General features: G+C 42.4%; 21 protein-coding genes. 10 read left to right on the top strand and 11 right to left on the bottom strand.

The window, feature by feature from the left end; all coding sequences use genetic code 11:
* Positions 1–172: 172 nt before the first annotated feature.
* The 10 genes from VL121_RS12435 to VL121_RS12480 form a co-directional block, all read right to left on the bottom strand.
* Positions 173–1,195, bottom strand: a complete 1,023-nt coding sequence (locus VL121_RS12435; protein WP_325405723.1) for a beta-ketoacyl synthase chain length factor — start codon at positions 1,193–1,195, stop codon at positions 173–175.
* Positions 1,196–1,313: 118 nt separating this feature from the next.
* The gene (locus tag VL121_RS12440) at positions 1,314–2,501 is read right to left on the bottom strand and encodes a beta-ketoacyl-[acyl-carrier-protein] synthase family protein (RefSeq protein WP_325405725.1); all 1,188 of its coding nucleotides are present in this window, start codon (positions 2,499–2,501) and stop codon (positions 1,314–1,316) included.
* 10 nt (positions 2,502–2,511) lie between these two features.
* The gene (locus VL121_RS12445) at positions 2,512–2,775 is read right to left on the bottom strand and encodes a phosphopantetheine-binding protein (protein ID WP_325405727.1); all 264 of its coding nucleotides are present in this window, start codon (positions 2,773–2,775) and stop codon (positions 2,512–2,514) included.
* Between the two features lie 11 nt (positions 2,776–2,786).
* Entirely contained in the window at positions 2,787–4,067 is a 1,281-nt protein-coding gene (locus VL121_RS12450) for an ABC transporter permease (RefSeq protein ID WP_325405729.1), read from the bottom strand.
* Between the two features lie 96 nt (positions 4,068–4,163).
* Positions 4,164–4,907: an ABC transporter ATP-binding protein gene (locus tag VL121_RS12455; protein WP_325405731.1), complete on the bottom strand. Its 744-nt coding sequence runs from the start codon at positions 4,905–4,907 to the stop codon at positions 4,164–4,166.
* Positions 4,908–5,102: 195 nt separating this feature from the next.
* Complete coding sequence (gene darH / locus VL121_RS12460; protein ID WP_325405733.1) at positions 5,103–6,122, bottom strand: BtrH-related acyltransferase DarH; 1,020 nt, start codon at positions 6,120–6,122, stop codon at positions 5,103–5,105.
* Positions 6,106–6,519, bottom strand: coding sequence for a flexirubin biosynthesis protein DarG (DarG, locus tag VL121_RS12465; RefSeq protein WP_325405735.1), 414 nt, complete (start codon positions 6,517–6,519; stop codon positions 6,106–6,108). Before DarG ends, darH begins: the two co-directional genes overlap by 17 nt.
* Positions 6,519–7,676, bottom strand: coding sequence for a dialkylresorcinol biosynthesis protein DarB (darB, locus tag VL121_RS12470; protein WP_325405737.1), 1,158 nt, complete (start codon positions 7,674–7,676; stop codon positions 6,519–6,521). The genes DarG and darB overlap by 1 nt, the downstream gene beginning before the upstream one ends.
* A 62-nt stretch (positions 7,677–7,738) precedes the next feature.
* Positions 7,739–8,647 carry a hypothetical protein gene (locus VL121_RS12475; protein WP_325405739.1) on the bottom strand — a complete coding sequence of 303 codons (909 nt, stop codon included), beginning with the start codon at positions 8,645–8,647 and terminating at the stop codon, positions 7,739–7,741.
* 11 nt (positions 8,648–8,658) lie between these two features.
* Positions 8,659–9,171 carry a hypothetical protein gene (locus VL121_RS12480; protein ID WP_325405741.1) on the bottom strand — a complete coding sequence of 171 codons (513 nt, stop codon included), beginning with the start codon at positions 9,169–9,171 and terminating at the stop codon, positions 8,659–8,661.
* 186 nt (positions 9,172–9,357) lie between these two features.
* Between VL121_RS12480 and VL121_RS12485 the strand changes: the two genes are divergently transcribed.
* Entirely contained in the window at positions 9,358–9,897 is a 540-nt protein-coding gene (locus VL121_RS12485; RefSeq protein ID WP_325405743.1) for a hypothetical protein, read from the top strand.
* Positions 9,898–10,104: 207 nt separating this feature from the next.
* Here VL121_RS12485 and VL121_RS12490 read toward each other — a convergent pair whose 3' ends face one another.
* Positions 10,105–10,851, bottom strand: a complete 747-nt coding sequence (locus tag VL121_RS12490; RefSeq protein WP_325405745.1) for a glycerophosphodiester phosphodiesterase family protein — start codon at positions 10,849–10,851, stop codon at positions 10,105–10,107.
* A gap of 368 nt (positions 10,852–11,219) precedes the next feature.
* Between VL121_RS12490 and VL121_RS12495 the strand changes: the two genes are divergently transcribed.
* From VL121_RS12495 to VL121_RS12535, 9 genes are all read left to right on the top strand, one after another.
* Positions 11,220–12,032 (top strand): thymidylate synthase, encoded by an 813-nt coding sequence (locus VL121_RS12495; RefSeq protein WP_325405747.1) that lies wholly within the window; start codon positions 11,220–11,222, stop codon positions 12,030–12,032.
* Positions 12,033–12,213: 181 nt separating this feature from the next.
* A complete protein-coding gene (locus VL121_RS12500) occupies positions 12,214–12,717 on the top strand; it encodes a dihydrofolate reductase (protein WP_325405749.1) in 504 nt (167 codons plus the stop codon).
* 40 nt (positions 12,718–12,757) lie between these two features.
* Complete coding sequence (locus VL121_RS12505; protein WP_325405751.1) at positions 12,758–13,555, top strand: O-methyltransferase; 798 nt, start codon at positions 12,758–12,760, stop codon at positions 13,553–13,555.
* A 42-nt stretch (positions 13,556–13,597) separates the two neighbouring features.
* Positions 13,598–14,719 (top strand): Re/Si-specific NAD(P)(+) transhydrogenase subunit alpha, encoded by a 1,122-nt coding sequence (locus VL121_RS12510; protein WP_325405753.1) that lies wholly within the window; start codon positions 13,598–13,600, stop codon positions 14,717–14,719.
* Between the two features lie 2 nt (positions 14,720–14,721).
* Entirely contained in the window at positions 14,722–15,063 is a 342-nt protein-coding gene (locus tag VL121_RS12515) for an NAD(P) transhydrogenase subunit alpha (protein ID WP_325405755.1), read from the top strand.
* A 281-nt stretch (positions 15,064–15,344) separates the two neighbouring features.
* Entirely contained in the window at positions 15,345–16,784 is a 1,440-nt protein-coding gene (locus tag VL121_RS12520) for an NAD(P)(+) transhydrogenase (Re/Si-specific) subunit beta (protein ID WP_325405757.1), read from the top strand.
* A 78-nt stretch (positions 16,785–16,862) separates the two neighbouring features.
* Positions 16,863–18,263 carry a methyltransferase RsmF C-terminal domain-like protein gene (locus VL121_RS12525; RefSeq protein ID WP_325405759.1) on the top strand — a complete coding sequence of 467 codons (1,401 nt, stop codon included), beginning with the start codon at positions 16,863–16,865 and terminating at the stop codon, positions 18,261–18,263.
* 70 nt (positions 18,264–18,333) lie between these two features.
* Positions 18,334–19,326 (top strand): LysM peptidoglycan-binding domain-containing protein, encoded by a 993-nt coding sequence (locus VL121_RS12530; RefSeq protein WP_325405761.1) that lies wholly within the window; start codon positions 18,334–18,336, stop codon positions 19,324–19,326.
* 368 nt (positions 19,327–19,694) lie between these two features.
* A complete protein-coding gene (locus VL121_RS12535) occupies positions 19,695–20,300 on the top strand; it encodes an RNA polymerase sigma factor (protein ID WP_325405763.1) in 606 nt (201 codons plus the stop codon).
* The last annotated feature ends 77 nt before the right edge of the window (positions 20,301–20,377 follow it).

Raw genomic sequence — 20,377 nt, forward strand, 5'->3', positions numbered from 1 at the left:
TGCGGTAATAAACGTAGCATTGTTTTTTTTATTTTAATAACGCACAAACTGTAAACTAAGCCGAAGTTATAAATAAACGGGAAATAACTAATCTTCATTTCCCAAAACTGAATATGCCTGGCACTTGCCTGCTTAAATATACGGATTTTTGATCGTTAAATTTAACAGCTTTTTATACAACAATATACATAAACCCATGCTGCAACCCCCTGTAATTATTGTAGATAATGATATTTTGCGCAGCAGCTGCAGATCGTTTTTTGATCATATGCGCAGGCCATTGATGTTTGTTGCAAACCAGCCACAGGGCTACCGATGAAGCCGTGGGGTATTCGCCGCACAAATGCTTGAACCGGGCAACACTGGTATGTTCATCAAAAAGCGATTCTGCGGCAGTATAATATTTCAGGAGGCGGTTATCGCCGTTTTCTCCACTCAGTAATACATCAACTTTTTCACCTGCCGGAATATGTTGCGCAATAAACTGCTGTAGTAAATGCTTTACTTCATCTGAATCGGTAGTATGGATAAACTGAACTGCTTTTACCTGGGCAATGGCATTTGCAGCATTAGCATTTACTATAAACATGGCGGCGCCTTCACCGGCAATGCTACCCGGCGAATTTGTGCTGTACAGGTGCCTGTTAGAGACCATTCCCTTTTTATAACAGCCGTCTAAAAAATCTATATTATAATTATATGCCGAAATTTCATCCACACCACCGAGTAAATAATTGTTGTGGGGATGTTCTTTGAGCATCATCATGGCGTCAAGCAATGCGTTTTCAAATGCCAGCCCCCGGTGTACATGTGTTATGTTGTATCCTTTATTTTTGCTCAGCAATCCCATTTGCGCGGCAATGGCATTGGGAGTGCTTTGTACAAAATTGCCAGGGGCCAGCATACCTTCTTCATAATCTATGATCTGGTTAAGAAATTTAATGCAATCTTCCATGCCCCCGTTGGCAGTGCCTATAATTATTCCGCTTACTGTCTGTTGTTTAAGAATGGGCATTGCAGCGCCTATACCCATCCTGACCGCTTTACCCATCCTGCGCAAAATGCCGGGCGGAATATTTTCATATGCCGGCTCCTTCGCTTTTAATTTGTTCTCAATGGGCTCGTTTAACGTTCCCAAATCAACCTGTTCAAAAGTTTGTTGCGGCGATATGCAGCTATATTGATGAATATACATGGAATACAAAGAACCAAAAAACAAACCACAAAAAGCAAATAAATCTCAAATGCTAAAAGCCCGAAGCCGTTAAATTCGAAATACGAACGGATTCAATCTCAAATCTCAAATCTGTCTTCTATACTTTTGAAAAGATCAACGAAGTGCAATTACCTCCAAACCCGAAAGAATTTGACATAATATGTTGTAAGGCTAATTGCCGGTAACATGTTTCAGGCTTTAATCCGGTAGCTTCAATAGCATTACTGAAATGCAACCCGGGATATATTTCCTGGTAGTAAAGATTTAAAATACTAAATACGGCCTCCACAGCACCTGCGGCGCCAAGCGTATGGCCGGTATTGGCTTTTGTAGAAGCAAAGGGCGGAGGTGTTTCAAATAAACGGGCCATAGCCCGGCTTTCAACAGCATCATTGTTTTCGGTAGCCGTGCCATGCGCATTAATGAAACTAATGTCGGGTGTAGTAAGGTTAGCCTCCAGCAACGCCTGCTGCATGCACGAATAAGGGCCATCGCCTTCATCAGATAAGGAAGAAGGATGAAAAGCATCATTACTGTTGCCATAGCCGGTTAATTCCGCATATATTTTTTTCCCTTTAGCGTCTTCTTCTTTTTCCAGCACTATAAATGCAGCGGCTTCTCCAAGGTTCAGCCCTTTCCTGTCCCTGTCGAATGGTGCACAAATGTCCGGTGAAAGTATATGCAATGCATTAAAGCCATTAATGGTAAATTTTGCCAGGCTGTCTGCCCCTCCTGCAATTACCGTTTTAGCCATTCCATTTTTTAATAACCTGGCGCCGTACATAATAGCGTTGGAAGAAGAAGAACAGGCTGTATTGATGGTATTTATAATACCCGTCATTCGATAACGGGATTGCAGGTATACATTTACAGAAGCGCAATCGTAAGAAGAAAGATATTCTGAGCCGCTTTCGCTCCTGTTGGCATCGTGGTATAGTTCATCTGTAAGGCACATGCCGCCTACGGTGCTGGCGCCAATCAGGGCGGTAAGGGGTGATGCGAGTTGTTTGGCTGAAAGACCTGCATCATCGGCCGCTTCTTTAAATGCATGTAAAGCCAATGCGGAGCTGCGGGTAGTTCCTTTTTCATGGGCATGGAGTATCTCTTTCAACTCCTGTGTTCCCGTTTTTATTTCGCCGCAGGGTCTCAGCCCGGTATATTTTGTATTAAATAGTGTTAGCGTGGAAATGCCGCATTGCTTCCTGATCAGCGCCTCCCGGTTTTTTTGTACACTATCACCAATAGCGCTTATTATGCCCATTCCTGTAACAAAAACCCTGCTCAATAGGAAGTTTTTATTTGGTTTTATGTTGGATAATATAATCTGCCATGGTATTAATATCTACCAGTATTTTGCGGCCTTCTTTGGGATCCTGTATGGTAATGCCGTATTCGCGTGAAAGTAATACGATCAGCTCAATAGAGTCTATGGAGTCGAGCCCAAGTCCTTCACCGAATAAAGGCTCATCGTCTTTAATATCGCCTGGTTGTACGCTGGTAAGATTTAAAAATTGAACGATTTGTTGTTTGAGCTGTTGCTTTAATTGTTCCTTTTCCATTGATGAAATTTTCAGATCAGATTTTTACGCTTTAACCCGTAAAACGCAATTATTTGCAATAATAATGTAATAACCAATAAAGGTATAATATTCATCCCAATATCCTGTAGCCTGCCGCCCTCTAAAAACAGGCCGTAATAGGCTTCAAGGCACCAGTGCAGGGGTGATAACCGCATAATAAACTGGAAGGATGGAGGCATTACGAAAGAGGGTACCAGCAGCCCCCCAATAGCCGCGAGTAACACAACAGATACTGCTCCAAAACCATTTGCCTGCTCCTGCGTGTTGGAAAAAACGCCAATACAAATAGCAAAGCTTGCGGCACACCAGCCGCAAATGAATGTTACCAGCAATAAAGCGGCAATGTCGGATGGCAGGTTTAACGCGGGCAAACCCATTTGAGGGAACAACCATATGCCAATAGAAAAAATAACGGCCGCCTGCAGCATTGTAACCGTTACATAAGTAATTTGTTTTGAAATAATGGCTAACCCGAAATGAGAAGGTAAAGTACGCAGCCGGATAATGCTGCCATTTAATTTTTCCCTTACCACGCTGCTGCCCAGCGATATAACGATAAAGAACATAGCAAAGATCGTCCAGGCAGGAATATTATGCTGCGTGGCATTGGGTATTTGACGGCTATCGTTTTTTGAAACAGGAATTTCCGCAATGGGTGTTTGATTGGTAACGATCTCGTTTTCTAAGGAAACGGGGATGTCTTCTTCGTTTACGGCATGATATACATCTTTTACAATATACCTGGTTTGGATAAATTGTAAGGTACTTTGCAATATACCATCAATGCTTCTGCGAAACGATTGCTGTAATACGGGGTGGTAGTATAGTTTAACGGGAGTTATAACGTGCGGGGTATGTTGCACCGTATCCTGCTGTACTGCTATATTTTTTAAAGCCTCCGATGCGATACTTTTCGCTTTTTTTAAAACGTCTTCCGAATAGTTAGCCGGAATAACAATGGCTATTAGTGCGTCTTTGGTATTAATACGGTCTTTAAGCGCTTCTTCATTTTGTATATCCTGTACTTTTTTTATGTTGAACATGCCTACCTTGCTTAAAGCCATTTCCAGCGCTTTGGCCGGTTCGCTACTATCTTTATTATATAGCAGAACGGGTATTTTGTTTTCATTAACCAGTTCAAAAGTGCTGTTTTGTACCGATGCAATTACAATGGCCAATACAATGGGCATCAGGAACATCAGCGTGAGTCCCATTTTATCGCGGGTTAAAATTCTGCAATCTTTTATTATCGTTGACCAGAGTTTGAACATGAGTGATTTGACATTTGACATTTAAGATTCGCGGACAGGTTTGAAATTTGAGGTACTGTAAATGCAACAATATAAAGACCGAAATATGAAAATTCTCTAATCCCTGTATTCCCTGCCTGTAAGGTTCAGGAATAATCCTTCCAGCCCGTCCTGTTTGTGTTCTTTTAATAATTCGTTTAATGTATTATTGGCAATTATTCTTCCTTCATCTATCATGGCTATCTTATTGCAAAGGTCTTCCGCTTCTTTTAACTGGTGTGACGTATATACCAATGTTGTACCGTTATCGTTTAATACTTTCAGGTACTTTATGATAGCATGACGCGTTTGCACATCTACACCTACTGTAGGTTCATCTAAGAACAATATGGGAGGTTCATGCATTACAGCGATGGCAAGATTTACCCTGCGCTTCATACCGCCCGAAAATTGGTTGACCGGCTTATTACGAACATCCTGTAAAGACATGATGTTCAATAGGTCATTTATTCTTTGCCGGATCTGGCTTTTATTAAGTCCTGCCCATGCGCCAAAAAATTCCATATTTTCCACAGGGCTCAGTTCGTGATAAAAAGAAAAATCCTGCGGCACAAAACCAAATAAGGTATTGATGATTTTTTTATTGTTTTTTGCTTCATGACCAAGTAATTGAACCGAGCCTGATGTATAAGATAATAATCCTGTCATCAGGTTCATTAAAGTGGTTTTACCTGCGCCATTGGGCCCAAAAATACCGAAGCGATCACCCTGCTCCACCTGCAAATTGATCTGTCGTATAGCTTTCCGGGTATTACCCTTGTATTCAAAGCTCAGGTTTTTTATATGGATGGCGGGAGACATGGTATCAGGTATGGGGTGTGAGGGGCAAGTGGTAGGTGGTAAGGGGTGAACGATAGTAGTATGTAGCATTGGATAAACTTACCGTGTACCCTGCACCCTGCAATCTGTACCCTGTAACCTGTACCCTGAAACTTGTACCCTGCAACCTGCACCTTGCAATCTGTAACTTGTATCCTGTATTATTCATCAACTCCATTACTGTAATTTTTTAACTGTTGCGGACAAATCGCTGAACGCTTTTTTCTCCAATTCCGCTATATCTAATAAAAAATCGCCCATCACATTATAATCCTGCTGTTCGGTAAGGCGCCCCTTATAAATGCCTGATGCCTGGATGGCGGCATCTCTCCACAAATCGCCGGCCCGGGTAAACTGCTTTGATATATCCATCAGTTCATCAACAGGATGATAAGCATAAGCCTGCTGTAAAAATGCCGCATAAATAAAGCGAAAACCGCCGCCACCAGTACCAATTTCTTCCTGCATCCGTACTAATTGCGCCAGGTAGCTGCGGGATTTTTGCAGCCCCAGCGTATCGCGCCATTTTTTTATTTTCTTTGCCGTATACCTGATGCCGCTGATGCCTGCAATATTACCCGGAGCATATAACATATGCCGCACATTCCTTTTAATACCGGTAATAATCGCCTGCTTCATTTGTACATCGGTAACTATTCTTTTTTCTTTTGGAAAGTATAATTGCCCGCGGGGAGCAAGCGGTCCCCTGGCAAACCTAACCCGCTCCAGTTCATAACCCGTCATTGATGTTATGGTTTCCATAATGGGGTCACTGATAAGATAGTTATCTCCCTCTTTTCCTATAACAATTAAATTGTGCGCGTTAAAATGAAAGCGATATTCTTTAGGGAAGTAAGGAAGATAAAAGACACCTACCTGGCAGGCGGCAGGGTGTCCGGACAGCAGCCTGTTATCTAATGCCTGCTGCGCTTTTTCTTTAGATGAGAATTTTTGACGTAATATAGGAATGTCAAGCGACTTGCAGGTACGTTTAAAGATCATACCCGGCATGGTACGAAAGGAAATGGCAGGTCCGTCATTTACTTTCATGAAAGGGATGTATATAAAGAACAGGCCCGAACCAATACCAAAAGCTAATGGTTCCGTAATCTGATGTACCCCATAATGCTGCAACAGGCTCGTTGTTACCCCGTTTTCGCAATGCGCCGCCTGCAGGTGCTTATACTCCGGTTTCATTCCAATTCACATTTTTTAATGCTTCAACAGTTACATCAAATGCAGTTGCGTATCGTTGTAATTTTTTAGCGGATAATTTTTCAAAAACGAGGGGTTTTAAATGACGCCTGATCCGCCATTTCCAAAAGCCTGTATAGTCCGACAGGATTTGTATATCCATTAGCTTTAATTCCATGAAATATAATAGCGGGCTGGCTTCATTATTCAGCACTTTTTGCCTGGCATTGGCCACTTTTTTTTCAATATCGCTCCAGGCAACATCTAACGCTTTTATTTTTACATCCCAGCCGGTACTCAGTTCCGTTACATAATTTCCATTTTCATCAACCGCATAAGAAACCTCCTTTGTAATGTTGTGCAAAGCGCTGGGGTCCTGGGGGATATCTTCTTTCTTCATCAGCACACGGTTAATAATCCATACATATATGAAAAGCGCGAACTTTCAGGAACCAGTAAAAGAATGGTATTGCCTTTTTTAAGCTTACCGCTATGAAATAATTCATCAATCATCATATACACAGAAGCTGCGCCTACATTGCCCACGGTACTTAAGTTAACGAACCATTTTTCATATGGAATGCCCATGCCATTATATTCCAGCCGCTCATATATCTTGCTCTTAAAAAAGTTGCTCGACATATGGGGTAGAAAATAATCTATATCGCCGGGTGTTAATCCTTTTTTTTCAAATAATTCTTTAAGCTTAACTCCGCCCAATGGAACGATGTGCTCACTCAGCAATTTTACATCCTGTTTAATGCTCATTACAGAATGTTCGTTTATTTCTTCTGCAGTAAATTCAAGAAAGCTTTTCAGGGTGCCGTCCTTCAATTTCTCACTACCCATATACATACAGGCTTCCATTTCCTGGGCGTAAGAAACGCCTTCTAACCATTCTATACGGAGATTTAAACCTGCTTCATTCTTTTTGCCGGATAATAAAAAAGCCGATGCCCCGTCTGATAGCATCCATCTTAAAAACTCCTTTTCAAAGCTGATGTAAGGATTTTCTTCCAGTTCGATCAGTTTTTGTACTTCATCCTCAAATTTATCTGCACGCAGCGCCGCCGACATTCTTTCCGATCCTGTAGCAACAGCGGTTTGAATGTCGCCTGTTTTAATAGCCATGTACGCGTATTTAAGCGCATGCATGCCGGCGCAGCAAACACCCGAAGGCGATACCACTTCTATAGCACCGCTTTCGGGCAGCCAGCCATGTACCATTACGCCGTGGGAGGGCATCATTTGGTCGGGTGATGAAGTGCCGCAGGATAACAGTTCAACAGATTTTAATTCACCGGGGTTGCCATTAAATAAGGATTTTACAGCAAGCGCTGTCATTTCCGCGTTGGTATGCGTTACTTTTCCTCCTTTTTCCAGCGCGTAATACCGGTTAGTAATGCCATTATTACGCAATACGATCCGTTTCGACTTGGACGGTTTATTATTGATATAACCCAGGTATTCCTCCATTTCATCATTGGACACCGGGTTATTGGGGAAAAAACTGGCTGTTCTTGTAATATAAACTTCGTTCAATGCCATTTGCTTCATGTATAGAAATTCAAAAATAGAATATTATCAAATAAAATGACCAGCTATCATCTCCGGTTAATCTACCTGAGTGCCACGCCAGCATAATATTCTTTTTGTTTTTTTATGCGTTTACCCAGAAAGGGTTTAAAAAATACAGCATCAACCAATAAAATAATTGGCGCGGCAATACAAAGAGCAATTAAAAGATAATATTTGAATACAACAAGCAAGATGCTTCTTTTTTTGCCTTTGCTGATGATTTTTGACCAGATAGAAAAGATGCGTCCCGCCTTTCGCTCAATAAACATCAGGTTGTATTTTACATCAACCGCCCCCTGTTGCAGCAGGTGTTGCTGTAACCCGTTCCATTCATTTTTTTGTAAATGCGCTTTTACGGTTTCGCCAAATATAGCAGAATCCGTAATATCCGCCTGCGATACCCCCGGCTGAGGAAAGATGCCCCATTTTCTGTCTTTTTTGCCGGTAAGCATCCAATACAGTATTGTTACCAAGCTGGTATAATTATTATGGCGGTCAACCAGCGCGATGTTTCCTGCCAGGTTTGCACCTGCTTCTTTAAGCTGCTTTTTTACTTTCTCCTGGGCATTAATCCACATATTTCTGCATCCGCTGATCGTAACTACCGGCGTATTATTCAGTATTTTTTTAAACAACGGATGCTGTAGTAATGAGCTTGCAGGAATGCTTGGCGATAAAAACCAGGGCTGGTAACCTAATATGATTAAATCGTACTGTGATTCTTTAAAAGTAAAGGGTTCCAGCGCTGTCGGAACGCCATCTACGCTTTCGGGCATAGCGTCAAAAAACACAGACGTAGTCCATGGAAAGGGAAATGGTTTTGCGGGGTAAATGCGTACTTTCTCTACAGCTATATCCGGGGAAGATACAAAAGGCTTTGTAAAATGATCAATAATATCTCCTAATTGTCCAGATTGTGTAAAATAAACGGCTAAAATTTTTTTAGTCATGCTTTCCCTGGTTAGAAATCTTCTGGTGATAAAACTTTTGATGATTTGCTGTAATCAAGAATGGCTTTCTTAACGGCTTCCGGAATGGTTTTAAAATGGTCAGCCACATATCTATGATCCTTTTCTATCTGTTTATCGTAGCCCAGTATTTTAGGGGCCTTTTCCTGTATCATCAGCCGGAGGAACCGGAACTCCGCATTACCGGCATATTTTGCGATCATGTGTTCTAATTTTTCCCTTCCGGCCTTAAATTCTTTGAGTTTGTGCGATGCACCTTTGATCAGTCCTGCTTTTTTCATCATTAAAGCGCCTTCAAAAGCATCTTTTTGATCCTGCGATCCGTCTCTTATAATATCTAATTGCTTTTGAATGGTATTCATATTATCGCTGGAAAAGGCGGCATAATAAGCGGCGCGGTCAAAAGCAACAGAACTGTTTTGAGCAAGTGGCAGTTGCCTTACGAACAATAATAATATTGTTGTAAACAATAAAGGTGCGAATGCTGATCTTTTTAAAGTAAACATACGGGCGTCAAATATAATAAGAATAATATTTTTTAACTAAATGCAGTTTTAAAAGAGCTTCACAGTGTTGGTGATATGCGCTGTAATAATATGTTAATGACTGTTTAAAAAGGGTGCTATATGCCATAATAAACCCTCATATCTTTCTTTGGGTCTTATCTTTGCAACATCAAATTAAAAATTGTTATGATGAAGAAATTATTATGCATGACCTTGATTGCAACGGGTATCAGCGTTGCCGCCACCGCACAGGGAGATTATAAAAACGCTATAGGTATTCGTTTAGCGCCGGGATCCTATTATGACGCTTTCGCCTTTTCGTTTAAAACATTCATAAGCAATGCGGGTGCATTAGAATTTAATGCGGGTGGCGGATCAAAAAGCCGTAGCTATTATTGGAATAATAACTACAACAGTCGAAGGCCCTTTGGTCTTTCGGTTTCAGGTACCTATCAGCATCATTTTAAAATTCCTGTGGAGGGATTGAGGTGGTTTGTAGGTGGGGGGCTTTCCGCATATAACGTGTTTTCAAAAGATAATAAGTATGAGGGTTTCGGCCTGGGCATTTACCCAACGGGCGGCATAGATTATAAATTTCCGGCTATCCCTTTAAACGTAACAGCGGATCTTCGGCCTACTATATTTCTTTCAAAGCCTGATTATAATGATTCTTTTAATGGGGCTAATTTTGGATTATCTGCGCGCTATGTTATTGGCGGCAGATAGAAATTAAATGGTGTAATATATGTAATATAAAAGCGCCCCGGATTAATCATTATCCGGGGCGTTTCTTTTAAAGATTGTTGTGCTATGCTTTCTATTGTGTTTCTCTATTTCTACTGTGGCTATGTATTGACTGTATTTTTTAACATATAGGATCATAGGTACACATAGTTTTTAATCCTTTTCTGCTTTAGATGCATTGTTTTATCTTCATTTCTTACTAATGATGTCAAACAATAATTCCGGTTCATTGGTGGTAATATAATTAAATTTATTATTGATGAACCATTGCATGTCTTCCGCGTTGTTTACTGTCCAGGCATTCAGGTTTATCCCGTTTTTTTTAGCATCGGCTATCCAACTGTTATTCTTTTTAAATACAGCGTAATGATAGTCTGCCCCCCATATTTTATCCGCTGCCAGTTGCCCCGGCGTTTTCTCCCCGTTAAGATAGGCGGTTTTGGCGCCGGGCTGCAGTTCTAATATTTTTTTAAGTATATCGTAATCAAAGCTGATATACATCATCCAGGGTTCGGCTTTTAGTTGTTTTACCAGGGCCACCACTTTTTCAGCCAGATATTGCCCCCGTTCTTTACTGATGACGGAAGGCTTTATTTCTAATACCAGCATGGTTTTGGTTTGCTGCATGCCCGCTTGCAGGTAATGGTATACCGTGGGCAACATTTCACCATTAGACAGTTTTGTTGCGGACAGTTGGGCATATGTGCTTTTTTCAATGGTCAGCCCTGCATAATGCGCATCGTGGTTAACTACCAGGCTGTCATCTGCCGTTAGATGCACATCAAACTCAGATCCTGTGCAACCAAGCCTTATGGCTTCTTTTAGTGAAGCAATAGAATTTTCCGGCAGGTTGTTATTCTTCCAGGCGCCGCGGTGGGCAACAACAATATTGGGCGCAAACGACAGGGAAGAAGCCGTTGTTTTTTTGGTATGCATACAACCGTTTGAGAGAAATAAAAAAAATACAGCAGGGAGTAAAAAAAGTTTTTTCATTTTACGAACGTTTCAGTGATAATAGTAAAAGTTGGTGCTGATCCGTAATTTTCAGCAGTTGTAAAGATCAATGAATATTTTATAAAGAGAAAGTATTGAAAAGGAAATCCGGAGACTTACATCCGGATGCCGGAGGAAGCATCAGGCGAAAGCACCAAAAAACAAATAAGAAGAACCAAGCCCCCCGCCGGGGCAGATAAATTTCAAATCCGAAGCCGCAAGGCCCGAATCTGAAACGCCTTTTATTTTCGCATTCCCACATTTTCACATTTTCAAATTATCTCTTACCGCTTTTGCCGTAACTTGCACTCATGCAACAATACCTGCAGTTACTTCAGCATATTATGGATAGCGGTGTGCAAAAGCACGACCGTACAGGAACGGGCACCATTAGCTGCTTCGGCTACCAGGCAAGGTTTGATTTGAGCAAAGGCTTTCCGTTAGTTACCACCAAAAAGCTGCACCTGAAAAGTATTATATACGAATTGCTGTGGTTTTTAAAAGGCGATACCAATATCAAATACCTTAATGCGCATAATGTAAATATCTGGAATGAATGGGCCAACAGCGATGGCGAATTGGGACCGGTTTATGGAAAGCAGTGGCGCAGTTGGGAAGGTGCGAACGGACAAACCATTGACCAGGTTACGGAAGTAATTGACCAGATCAAAAAGAACCCGGACAGCCGCAGGTTAATTGTGAGCGCCTGGAATGTAGCCGATCTTCCCAAAATGGCTTTGATGCCTTGTCATAACATGTTCCAGTTTTATGTTGCTGAGCCAAAAGGTGGGGGAAAGCCCGCGCTTTCCTGCCAGTTGTACCAGCGATCTGCAGATGTTTTCCTGGGCGTTCCTTTTAATATTGCCTCCTATGCCCTGCTTACGCTCATGATAGCACAGGTTTGCGATCTTGAGCCGGGCGAATTTGTACATACCTTCGGTGATGTGCATTTATATAACAATCATATAGAACAGGCGAAACTGCAGTTATCGCGTACGCCTTACGCGTTACCGGTAATGCGGCTGAACCCGGAAGTGAACAATATTTTCGATTTTACATTCGAAGACTTTACGCTTGAAAATTATCAGCATCACCCGGCCATAAAAGCACCGGTGGCGGTGTGAGATTTGGAATTTGACATCTAAAATTTGAGATTGAATCTGTTTGAGTGCTGGATTTTTCGCTTCGGATTATGCAATTTATGCTTTGTCGTTTATAGTTTACCGTTGGGATTTCGCTTCGAATTTGTATTTTATTTGGTTCTTGTGTTTTGTTATTTGGTTCTTTGTATTGAATTTATCATGTATGATTATATCGCTCATCGTGGCTGCTTCTGAAAACAATGCTATCGGCAACAATAATCAACTGCTATGGCATTTGCCCAATGATATGAAGTTTTTTAAGAATACTACCTGGGGTATGCCGGTAATTATGGGCAGGAAAACTTACCTGTCTATGGCAGCAGAACCTTTGCCGGGAAGATATAACATTGTTATTACCCGTCAGCAGGATCATGGCATTCACCGCGATGATGTGTGGGTAGTAAGCTCGGTAGAAGAAGCGTTGGCAAAAGCAGCGGAAACCGATTGCAAAGAAGCTTTTATAGCCGGCGGCGGACAGATATACCAGCTTTTTTTGCCGTTTGCACATAAAATTTATATGACCAGGGTACATGCGGTATTAGAAGGCGATACTTTTTTTCCCGCAATAAACGAGCAGCAATGGGAAAAGCTGTATAACCTGGATTTTTCGGCGGATGACCGCCATGCGTATGCTTATTCCTTTCAAACCTGGACAAGAAAGCAATAAGATTTCTTTTTTTGGGGTGCTGTCCATAGCTTTAACAGGGATGTACAATAAATTCCAGCTCGCTTTTAAATATCTTCAATACTATTATACCGCCGCTAATGGCAGCGGGCACGGGGTGCATTCGCCCTTTGTGTTTGATTTTATTACCAGGGTGCTAAACGATAAGCGTTTTTTTTATGCCTATGACCGGGTAGAGCGTTTAAGAGAACAGGTGTTGCTTAATAATGCAATGATTGAAGTAGAGGATTATGGCGCCGGATCTTCGGTTATGGCTTCCCGTAACAGGAAGGTGAAAGATATTGCCAGGTGGTCGCTTAAATCACCCAAATACGCCCGGTTGCTTTTCCGGATGGTGAATTACTACCAACCCCAAACACTTGTAGAACTGGGTACTGCTTTGGGCATTACCACAGCCTATCTTGCATCGGCAAATACTTCCACAAAGGTATATACACTGGAGGGCGCGCCAGCCATTGCAACGTTGGCCAGGCGGCATTTTACACAGCTTGGGCTTTCCGGTATCCATTTAACAGAAGGTAACTTTGATGATACGCTGCGTTCTGTTTTGGCAAAAGCCGGGAAAGTGGATTTTGCTTTTATAGACGGGAACCATCGCAGGGAGCCAACGCTGCGTTATTTTAACTGGCTGCTGCCTTATGCGCAACCCGGTTCACTGTTTGTTTTTGATGATATACACTGGAGTGCGGAAATGGAAGAAGCGTGGCGCACTATCCAGTCGCATCCCTTTGTTACCTGTAGTATTGATCTGTTTTTTGCAGGTATTGTTTTTTTTTCGCCCGATTTTAAGGAGAAGCAGCATTTTAGCATAAGGTTTTAGTATAAGCGGCTTTTATTGCCTGAAATTCTTTACATTCATTTTATGATCGCAGGTATACTTAAAGAACCTACCGGGGAAAACAGGGTATCATTATTACCCGAACAGGCAGAAGCGCTGGGCAAAAGAAATGTGGAAGTACGGGTAGAAAACGGGGCAGGAGATGCTGCCTTCGCCGGCGGGGCCGCGTATCAGGCAAAAGGCATTTCTTCCTGTACAAGAAATGAATTACTTACCCAATGCGATATTATCCTGGCTATTCACGGCATTGGGCCGGAAGAAATGAATATAATAAAAAAAGGGGCTATTGTACTGGGTGTTTTGCAACCGCTGTATGCCGGCGCTTTAATGCAGCAATATGCCAATGCGGGCGCTACCGTTTTTAGTATGGATATGCTGCCCCGCACCTCCCGTGCACAAAGTATGGATGTGCTGAGCAGCCAGGCCAACATAGCAGGGTATAAAGCGGTATTAACCGCAGCAAATCATTATGGAAGATATTTTCCTATGTTTATGACGGCCGCCGGCAGCATTGCACCCGCCAGAGTGTTGATTTTGGGTGCAGGCGTAGCAGGGTTGCAGGCCATAGCTACCGCAAAAAGATTAGGCGCTGTTGTGGAAGTATTTGACACCCGCCCTGCGGTTAAGGAAGAAGTAATGAGCCTGGGTGCTAAATTTATTGAAGTGGAAGGCGTTGCGGATGCCAGTAAAGCCGGGGGATACGCGGTTGATCAATCGGATGAATACAAACTAAAGCAACAGCAAAAAATTGCTGACCATATTGCCCGGGCGGATATTATAATTACTACAGCCCAGATACCGGGCAAAAAAGCGCCGCTGCTCATTACGGAAGGTATGCTGAAAACCATGCGCAACGGATCGGTAATTGTTGATATAGCCGCCGCAACGGGTGGTAATACGCCATTTACAAAAAACGAAGCAACGATACAATATAATGGGGTAAGCATTATTGGCAACTCTGGTCTGCCATCATCCATGTCTTTTGATGCCAGTAAACTGTATGGTAGAAATATCCTGAATTTCCTGTATCTCCTTATTGATAAGGAAGGGAAATTAAACCTTGATTTCGATGACGACCTGGTGAAAGGAACATGCGTGGTATATAACGGGGAAATCGTGAATGAAAGGATCAACAATTTAATATGAACATGATGGAAGCAGTACTTTCTTTTATTTCGCAGCATCAGCAAATGATCTATATCGTTATACTGATGGCATTTGTAGGTATGGAAGTAATAGGAAGAGTACCTGCCGTATTGCATACGCCGCTGATGAGCGGCGCCAATGCTATTCACGGCGTAGTGATTATTGGCGCTATTATCGTAATGGGACAGGCGGCAAAAGATAATTACCCCGCGCTGGTACTGGGTTTTATAGCCGTGATATTAGGCACTTTGAATGTAGTGGGCGGATTTGTGGTAACAGACCGGATGCTGGAAATGTTTAGCGGGAGGAAAAATGCAAAAAGTCAAGAACCAAAAGACAAATAACAAATGAAATACCAGGAACCAGGAAACAAATCACAAGAACCAAACTTGCCTACCGGCAGGTAGGCCTATCCGCTGTGGCGGATAAAAAGCAACAATAAAAATTAAGATAACCAATTGATCACACCAAATTCCTGTACATTGAAATGGCAGCAAAATAAATATGACCTGGAAGAAAGGGCTGCTATTTTGAAAAAAGGAGGAGGCTGATCTGAATCAGGCTTTTTAAATTTATTATTTTTTTGTTTTTTGTTTTTTGCTATTTGAGATTTCAAACATAGAATGTGGCAACTATATTAACAATCATCTATCTCCTCGCCTCCATCACCTTTATCATTGGATTAAAGATGCTGTCGCATCCTGCCAAAGCGCGGAGAGGCAACCTGATAGCTGCTGCCGGGATGGCCGCTGCTATTGTGGGAACAATTTTTTTATTTAAGGATAGCGAGGGGAATGCGTTACATAATTATTTATGGATATTTGGCGGTTTGCTGATTGGTGGAATAGGGGGAACGGTTGTGGCACGCAAAGTGAAGATGACGGCTATGCCGGAAATGGTAAGCATGTTCAATGGCATGGGAGGCGCCTGCGCGGCTTTAATATCGGTGGTGGAATTCGGACATCTGATGAACGGACTGCAATCGGTGCCGGGGCTAACCGCCATTGATACAACTTTTCAGGCAGGGTTGCGGCAGCACCTGCTGATTATTGTAGCCGGGCTTGTTATTGGGAGCATATCCTTTGCCGGCAGTATGGTTGCGTGGGCCAAGCTTAATGGGAAGATCAGGGATTTTATATTTGCGGGACAACATATTTTTAATATCGTTCTGCTGCTGGTTATTTTTTTTATAGCGCTGTACCTGGTGGGCTGGCTGCCGGTAAGCGGCGTATCCCTGTTTTATGTAATACTTGGATTATCCCTGTTGTATGGTGTTTTTTTTGTGATGCCTATTGGCGGAGCGGATATGCCGGTGGTTATTTCGTTGCTTAACTCTTTTACCGGTGTGGCCGCGGCCTGCGCAGGATTTTTGTATAACAATAAGGCCATGCTAACGGGCGGAATATTAGTTGGTGCGGCAGGTACCCTATTAACGATTTTGATGTGCAAGGCCATGAACCGTTCGTTGCTGAATGTGCTGATTGGTTCTTTTGGAGCCGGCCATAAAAACGCGGCAGGAACCCCGGAGCAGGGTGCCTACAAAGAAATTTCGCTGAGTGATGCGGCAATGGTTATGAACTATGCGCATAAGATCATTATTGTTCCGGGCTATGGATTGGCTGTGGCACAAGCCCAGCACACCTGTCATGAACTGGAAAAATTGCTGGAATCAAAAGGCGTGGAAGTTACCTATGCCATACATCCTGTGGCCGGCCGTATGCCGGGGCATATGAATGTGCTGCTGGCCGAGGCGGATGTAAGTTATGATAAGCTGCAGGAAATGGAACAGGCCAATAACGAATTTCCATCCACCGATGTGGTATTGATTCTGGGGGCAAATGATGTAGTTAATCCGGCCGCTAAAAATGATCCTTCTTCTCCTATTTATGGCATGCCCATATTAGACGTAGGACTGGCTAAAACCGTTATTGTAAATAAGCGGAGCATGAAGCCGGGATACGCGGGCATTGAGAATGCACTTTTCTTTGAACCTAAAACATCCATGTTGTTTGGTGATGCGAAGAAAGTGCTGCAGGACCTCATCAGTGAGCTGAAGGAATTATAGTACCGTTAAAAATATTTCCGGCAAAGCCATCCAATGCATAATGCGTAATATATTTGCAGTTTAAAATTTGATTATTATTTGCATCTTCCTGCCGCATTAATAAACAGCTTACAAAACGCTAAAGGCTTTTCTAAGGAAGCTTTTGAGCAGGAACATGCGTTATCCGGAAGAATTACTTCTATCCGTACAAACCCTTTTAAATGGCTGCAATCCTCCCCGCCACTTACTACTTACCACTTACCACTTCCCGTTCACCCCTTACCCGTATCTTCTCCTATTCCCTGGTGTGCAGCGGGTCATTATCTTTCAGCGCGTCCTTCTTTTACGCATGATCCTTTGTTTCATGCCGGGTGTTACTATGTGCAGGAAGCCTCTTCCATGTTTGTAGAGCAAATAATAAAAGCCGTATATCCTGATCATGCAACAACAAAATATAAGGTACTTGATTTGTGTGCCGCTCCCGGGGGTAAAACAACGCATCTTTCGGCGTTATTTCCGGAAAGCTTAATAGTGGCCAATGAAGTGATTAAGCCAAGAGCGGGTATTTTAACGGAGAACATGGTTAAATGGGGGAAGGGAAATGTAGTAGTAACCAGCAATGATGCGGCAGACTTTAAAGCGCTGCAGGGTTATTTTGATATGATTGTAGCGGACGCGCCCTGTAGCGGCAGCGGTATGTTTCGTAAAGATCCAGATGCTATTGAGGAATGGTCGCTGCAAAATGTGCAGCTTTGCAGTAAGCGGCAGCAACGCATTATACATGATAGCTGGCCTGCATTAAAAGAGAACGGGATATTTATTTATGCTACCTGTTCTTATTCGATGGAAGAGGATGAAGCGATTTTAGACTGGATAGCGGAAGCCTTTGAAGTGGAAACGATACCTGTTCCCGGGGCAACCGGTTGGGGTGTTGTGGAAACGGTTTCTGATCAGAAGCACATGTATGGCTATCGTTTTTATCCCGATAAAATAAAGGGTGAAGGCTTTTTTATTGCATGCATGCGAAAGAAAGAAGCTGTTGGTGAACAAATACCCAAACCTAAAAAGCTTATAATAGCTTCAAAGCAGGAGCAAAAGGCGATTGCTCCTTTTTTAACGGATCCGGAGCAATTTGAACTGGTGCGTTCAAACGATGAGATTAAGGTGCTGAAAAAGTGTGATATGGAAGACCTTGCCCTTCTTTTTTCGGCATTGTATATAAAGAAGCTGGGTATTAAAGCGGGTAGAGTAATGCGGGATGAGCTCATTCCGGCGCACGACCTGGCGCTGAGCACTATTGTTACCTTAAACCTGGAGGCGATAGATGCAGACAGTGAAACCGCTTTGGATTATTTGCGAAAAAAAGATATTCCGGCAGGCAACGCTGCCAGGGGCTGGAACGTTGTAAGGTTTATGGGGTGCAACCTGGGATGGATTAAAGTATTATCCAACAGGGTAAATAACTATTATCCCTCTCCTTTTCGTATATTAAAGCATTGATTTTCACGTTATATCATGCAGTATACATTTTTTACTTATTTTCGTAAGTGCTGAAAATAAATAATATCTGATGAAAAAACTGGTTATTATATGGCTCTCCTTTGGTATTGCGTTTGTACTTAAAGCGCAGCCCGCTGACCTTATTATTCAATCAGAGCATGGTAAACTCTTTCTCCATCATATGGTTGGTGCCAAAGAGAACTTTTATAGCATCGGTCGCTTATATAATATTTCCCCAAAAGAAATTGCCCCGTTTAACGGGTTGTCTTTAAGCAGCGGACTGGAAATTGACCAGCAGCTTAGGATACCATTGCTGGCCAGTAATTTTACCCAGCATGGCGCCGCGGCCGCTGACGCTGACGAAGTTTTTGTTCCTTTATATCATGTGGTTGCACAAAAAGAAGGTTTGTACCGCATAGGGCAAAACTTTAATAAAGTAAGTGTAAATGATCTTAAAACATGGAACAACCTGAGTTCGGAAACGATCAGTAACGGGCAGGCGCTGGTTGTTGGTTTTCTCAGGGTTAAAACGAATCTGTCTGCATTGGCCGTTAGAGGCATAAAGCGAATTGGCGGAAGCGTTGCCGGTACCCCCGCAGCCGCTCCACCGGTAGTTACCCAACCGGAAAGCCGTGCTGTAACTACTACCAGGCCGGTTGAAGAACCTGTTGTAAAAACCGTTGAAACCGTTCAAAATACTGCGGTGCAGAATAATGCAGAAGGAACGGGATTTTTTAAAAGCAGTTATCGCGAGCAGGCGGGAAGTTTTAGTGCTTTTAAAAGTGAAAGGGGCGAAGCAGCCGTTTTTAAAAGCACCAGCGGCTGGCAGGATGCCAAGTATTATGCTTTGATGAACAACATTATTCCGGGTACCATTGTGCGTATTACCAACACGGGTAACAGCCGTATTATTTTTGCAAAGGTGCTGGGTGAGCTTCCACCGGGCAAAGAAAACGAGGGTTTGCTTATTCGCATTAGTAATGCAGCAGCTGCGGAACTTAAGGTCACCGACAAGGAGCTTAAATTCTCCGCTGAGGTGGCTTATGCGAAAGAAGGACGTTAAAACTGTTCGGCGCTACACCATTATTATATTAATAGAGCTACCTCAGGGAATAAAGCCTTCAGGCAACACATTCGTATAGCCAGTGATATTTGGATAATTGAATTGTGAAAACTGTTGGAACAACAATGCGTACTGTAAGGGTAATGGCATTTGCTTTTCAGAAAACGCTTCTCATCCTTAAAAAAAAATGACCGCTTCAGGTATGCGGGTAATAATTATTTCTCTGTTCACATACAGAATGACCAGTAAGGCAACTTACCGCTATTTCAAAACCCGGCTTAAAGAAGGGACCGGGACTATTCAAAAAACATATCGCTGCTATTTATTAAAAATACTTAATTTAGTTATGCACCTCAACTAATTGCGCTTTGTGTACCGGTAATTTATATAATGAGAAAGAACTATTGGCTTTGATTGCAGATGGGGATGAAGCTGCATATACAAAGTTGTTTAACCATTACGCAAACCATATCTATGCTGTTGCTGTAAAATTTACCGGTTCTGTTATTATTGCGGAAGAAACTGTACAGGAAGTATTTCTCAGGATATGGCTTAAGAAAGAACATCTCACAGACATACAGGATTTCAGAGCCTACCTTTTTATTGTTGCCAGGAATTACTTATACCGGGTATTAAAAAGCAATGCCAGGAAATATAAAAAAAATATTGAGCATAATGCAATGTACCCATCGGTGCAGAATGATGCGGAGAACAAAGTGCTTGATAAAGAGTGTAGTTTGGTATTACAACGGGCAATTGACCGTTTACCACGCCAGCAGAAAAAAGTATACTATTGGGTGAAAGAAATGGGGCTAAAGCGTGAAGAAGCCGCACGGCTGCTCCATATTCACCCCGAAACAATAAAATATCATCTCGCAGAGGCAATGAAAAGCCTACGCAGTCACTGCCTGCCTTACCTGGATATTTACCTGCTGATCCTCGCTTTTTTTTCTTCTGTATTTCCACAAAGCTGATTTTTTTATATTTCTTCCCCCCCAACAAAGCCATTTTATGCTCTTATTATAAGACGCGTTGCGCGTTATTGCCAATA

Origin of the sequence: Agriterribacter sp. (assembly GCF_035497235.1) — a bacterium.
Lineage (GTDB): Bacteria > Bacteroidota > Bacteroidia > Chitinophagales > Chitinophagaceae > Agriterribacter.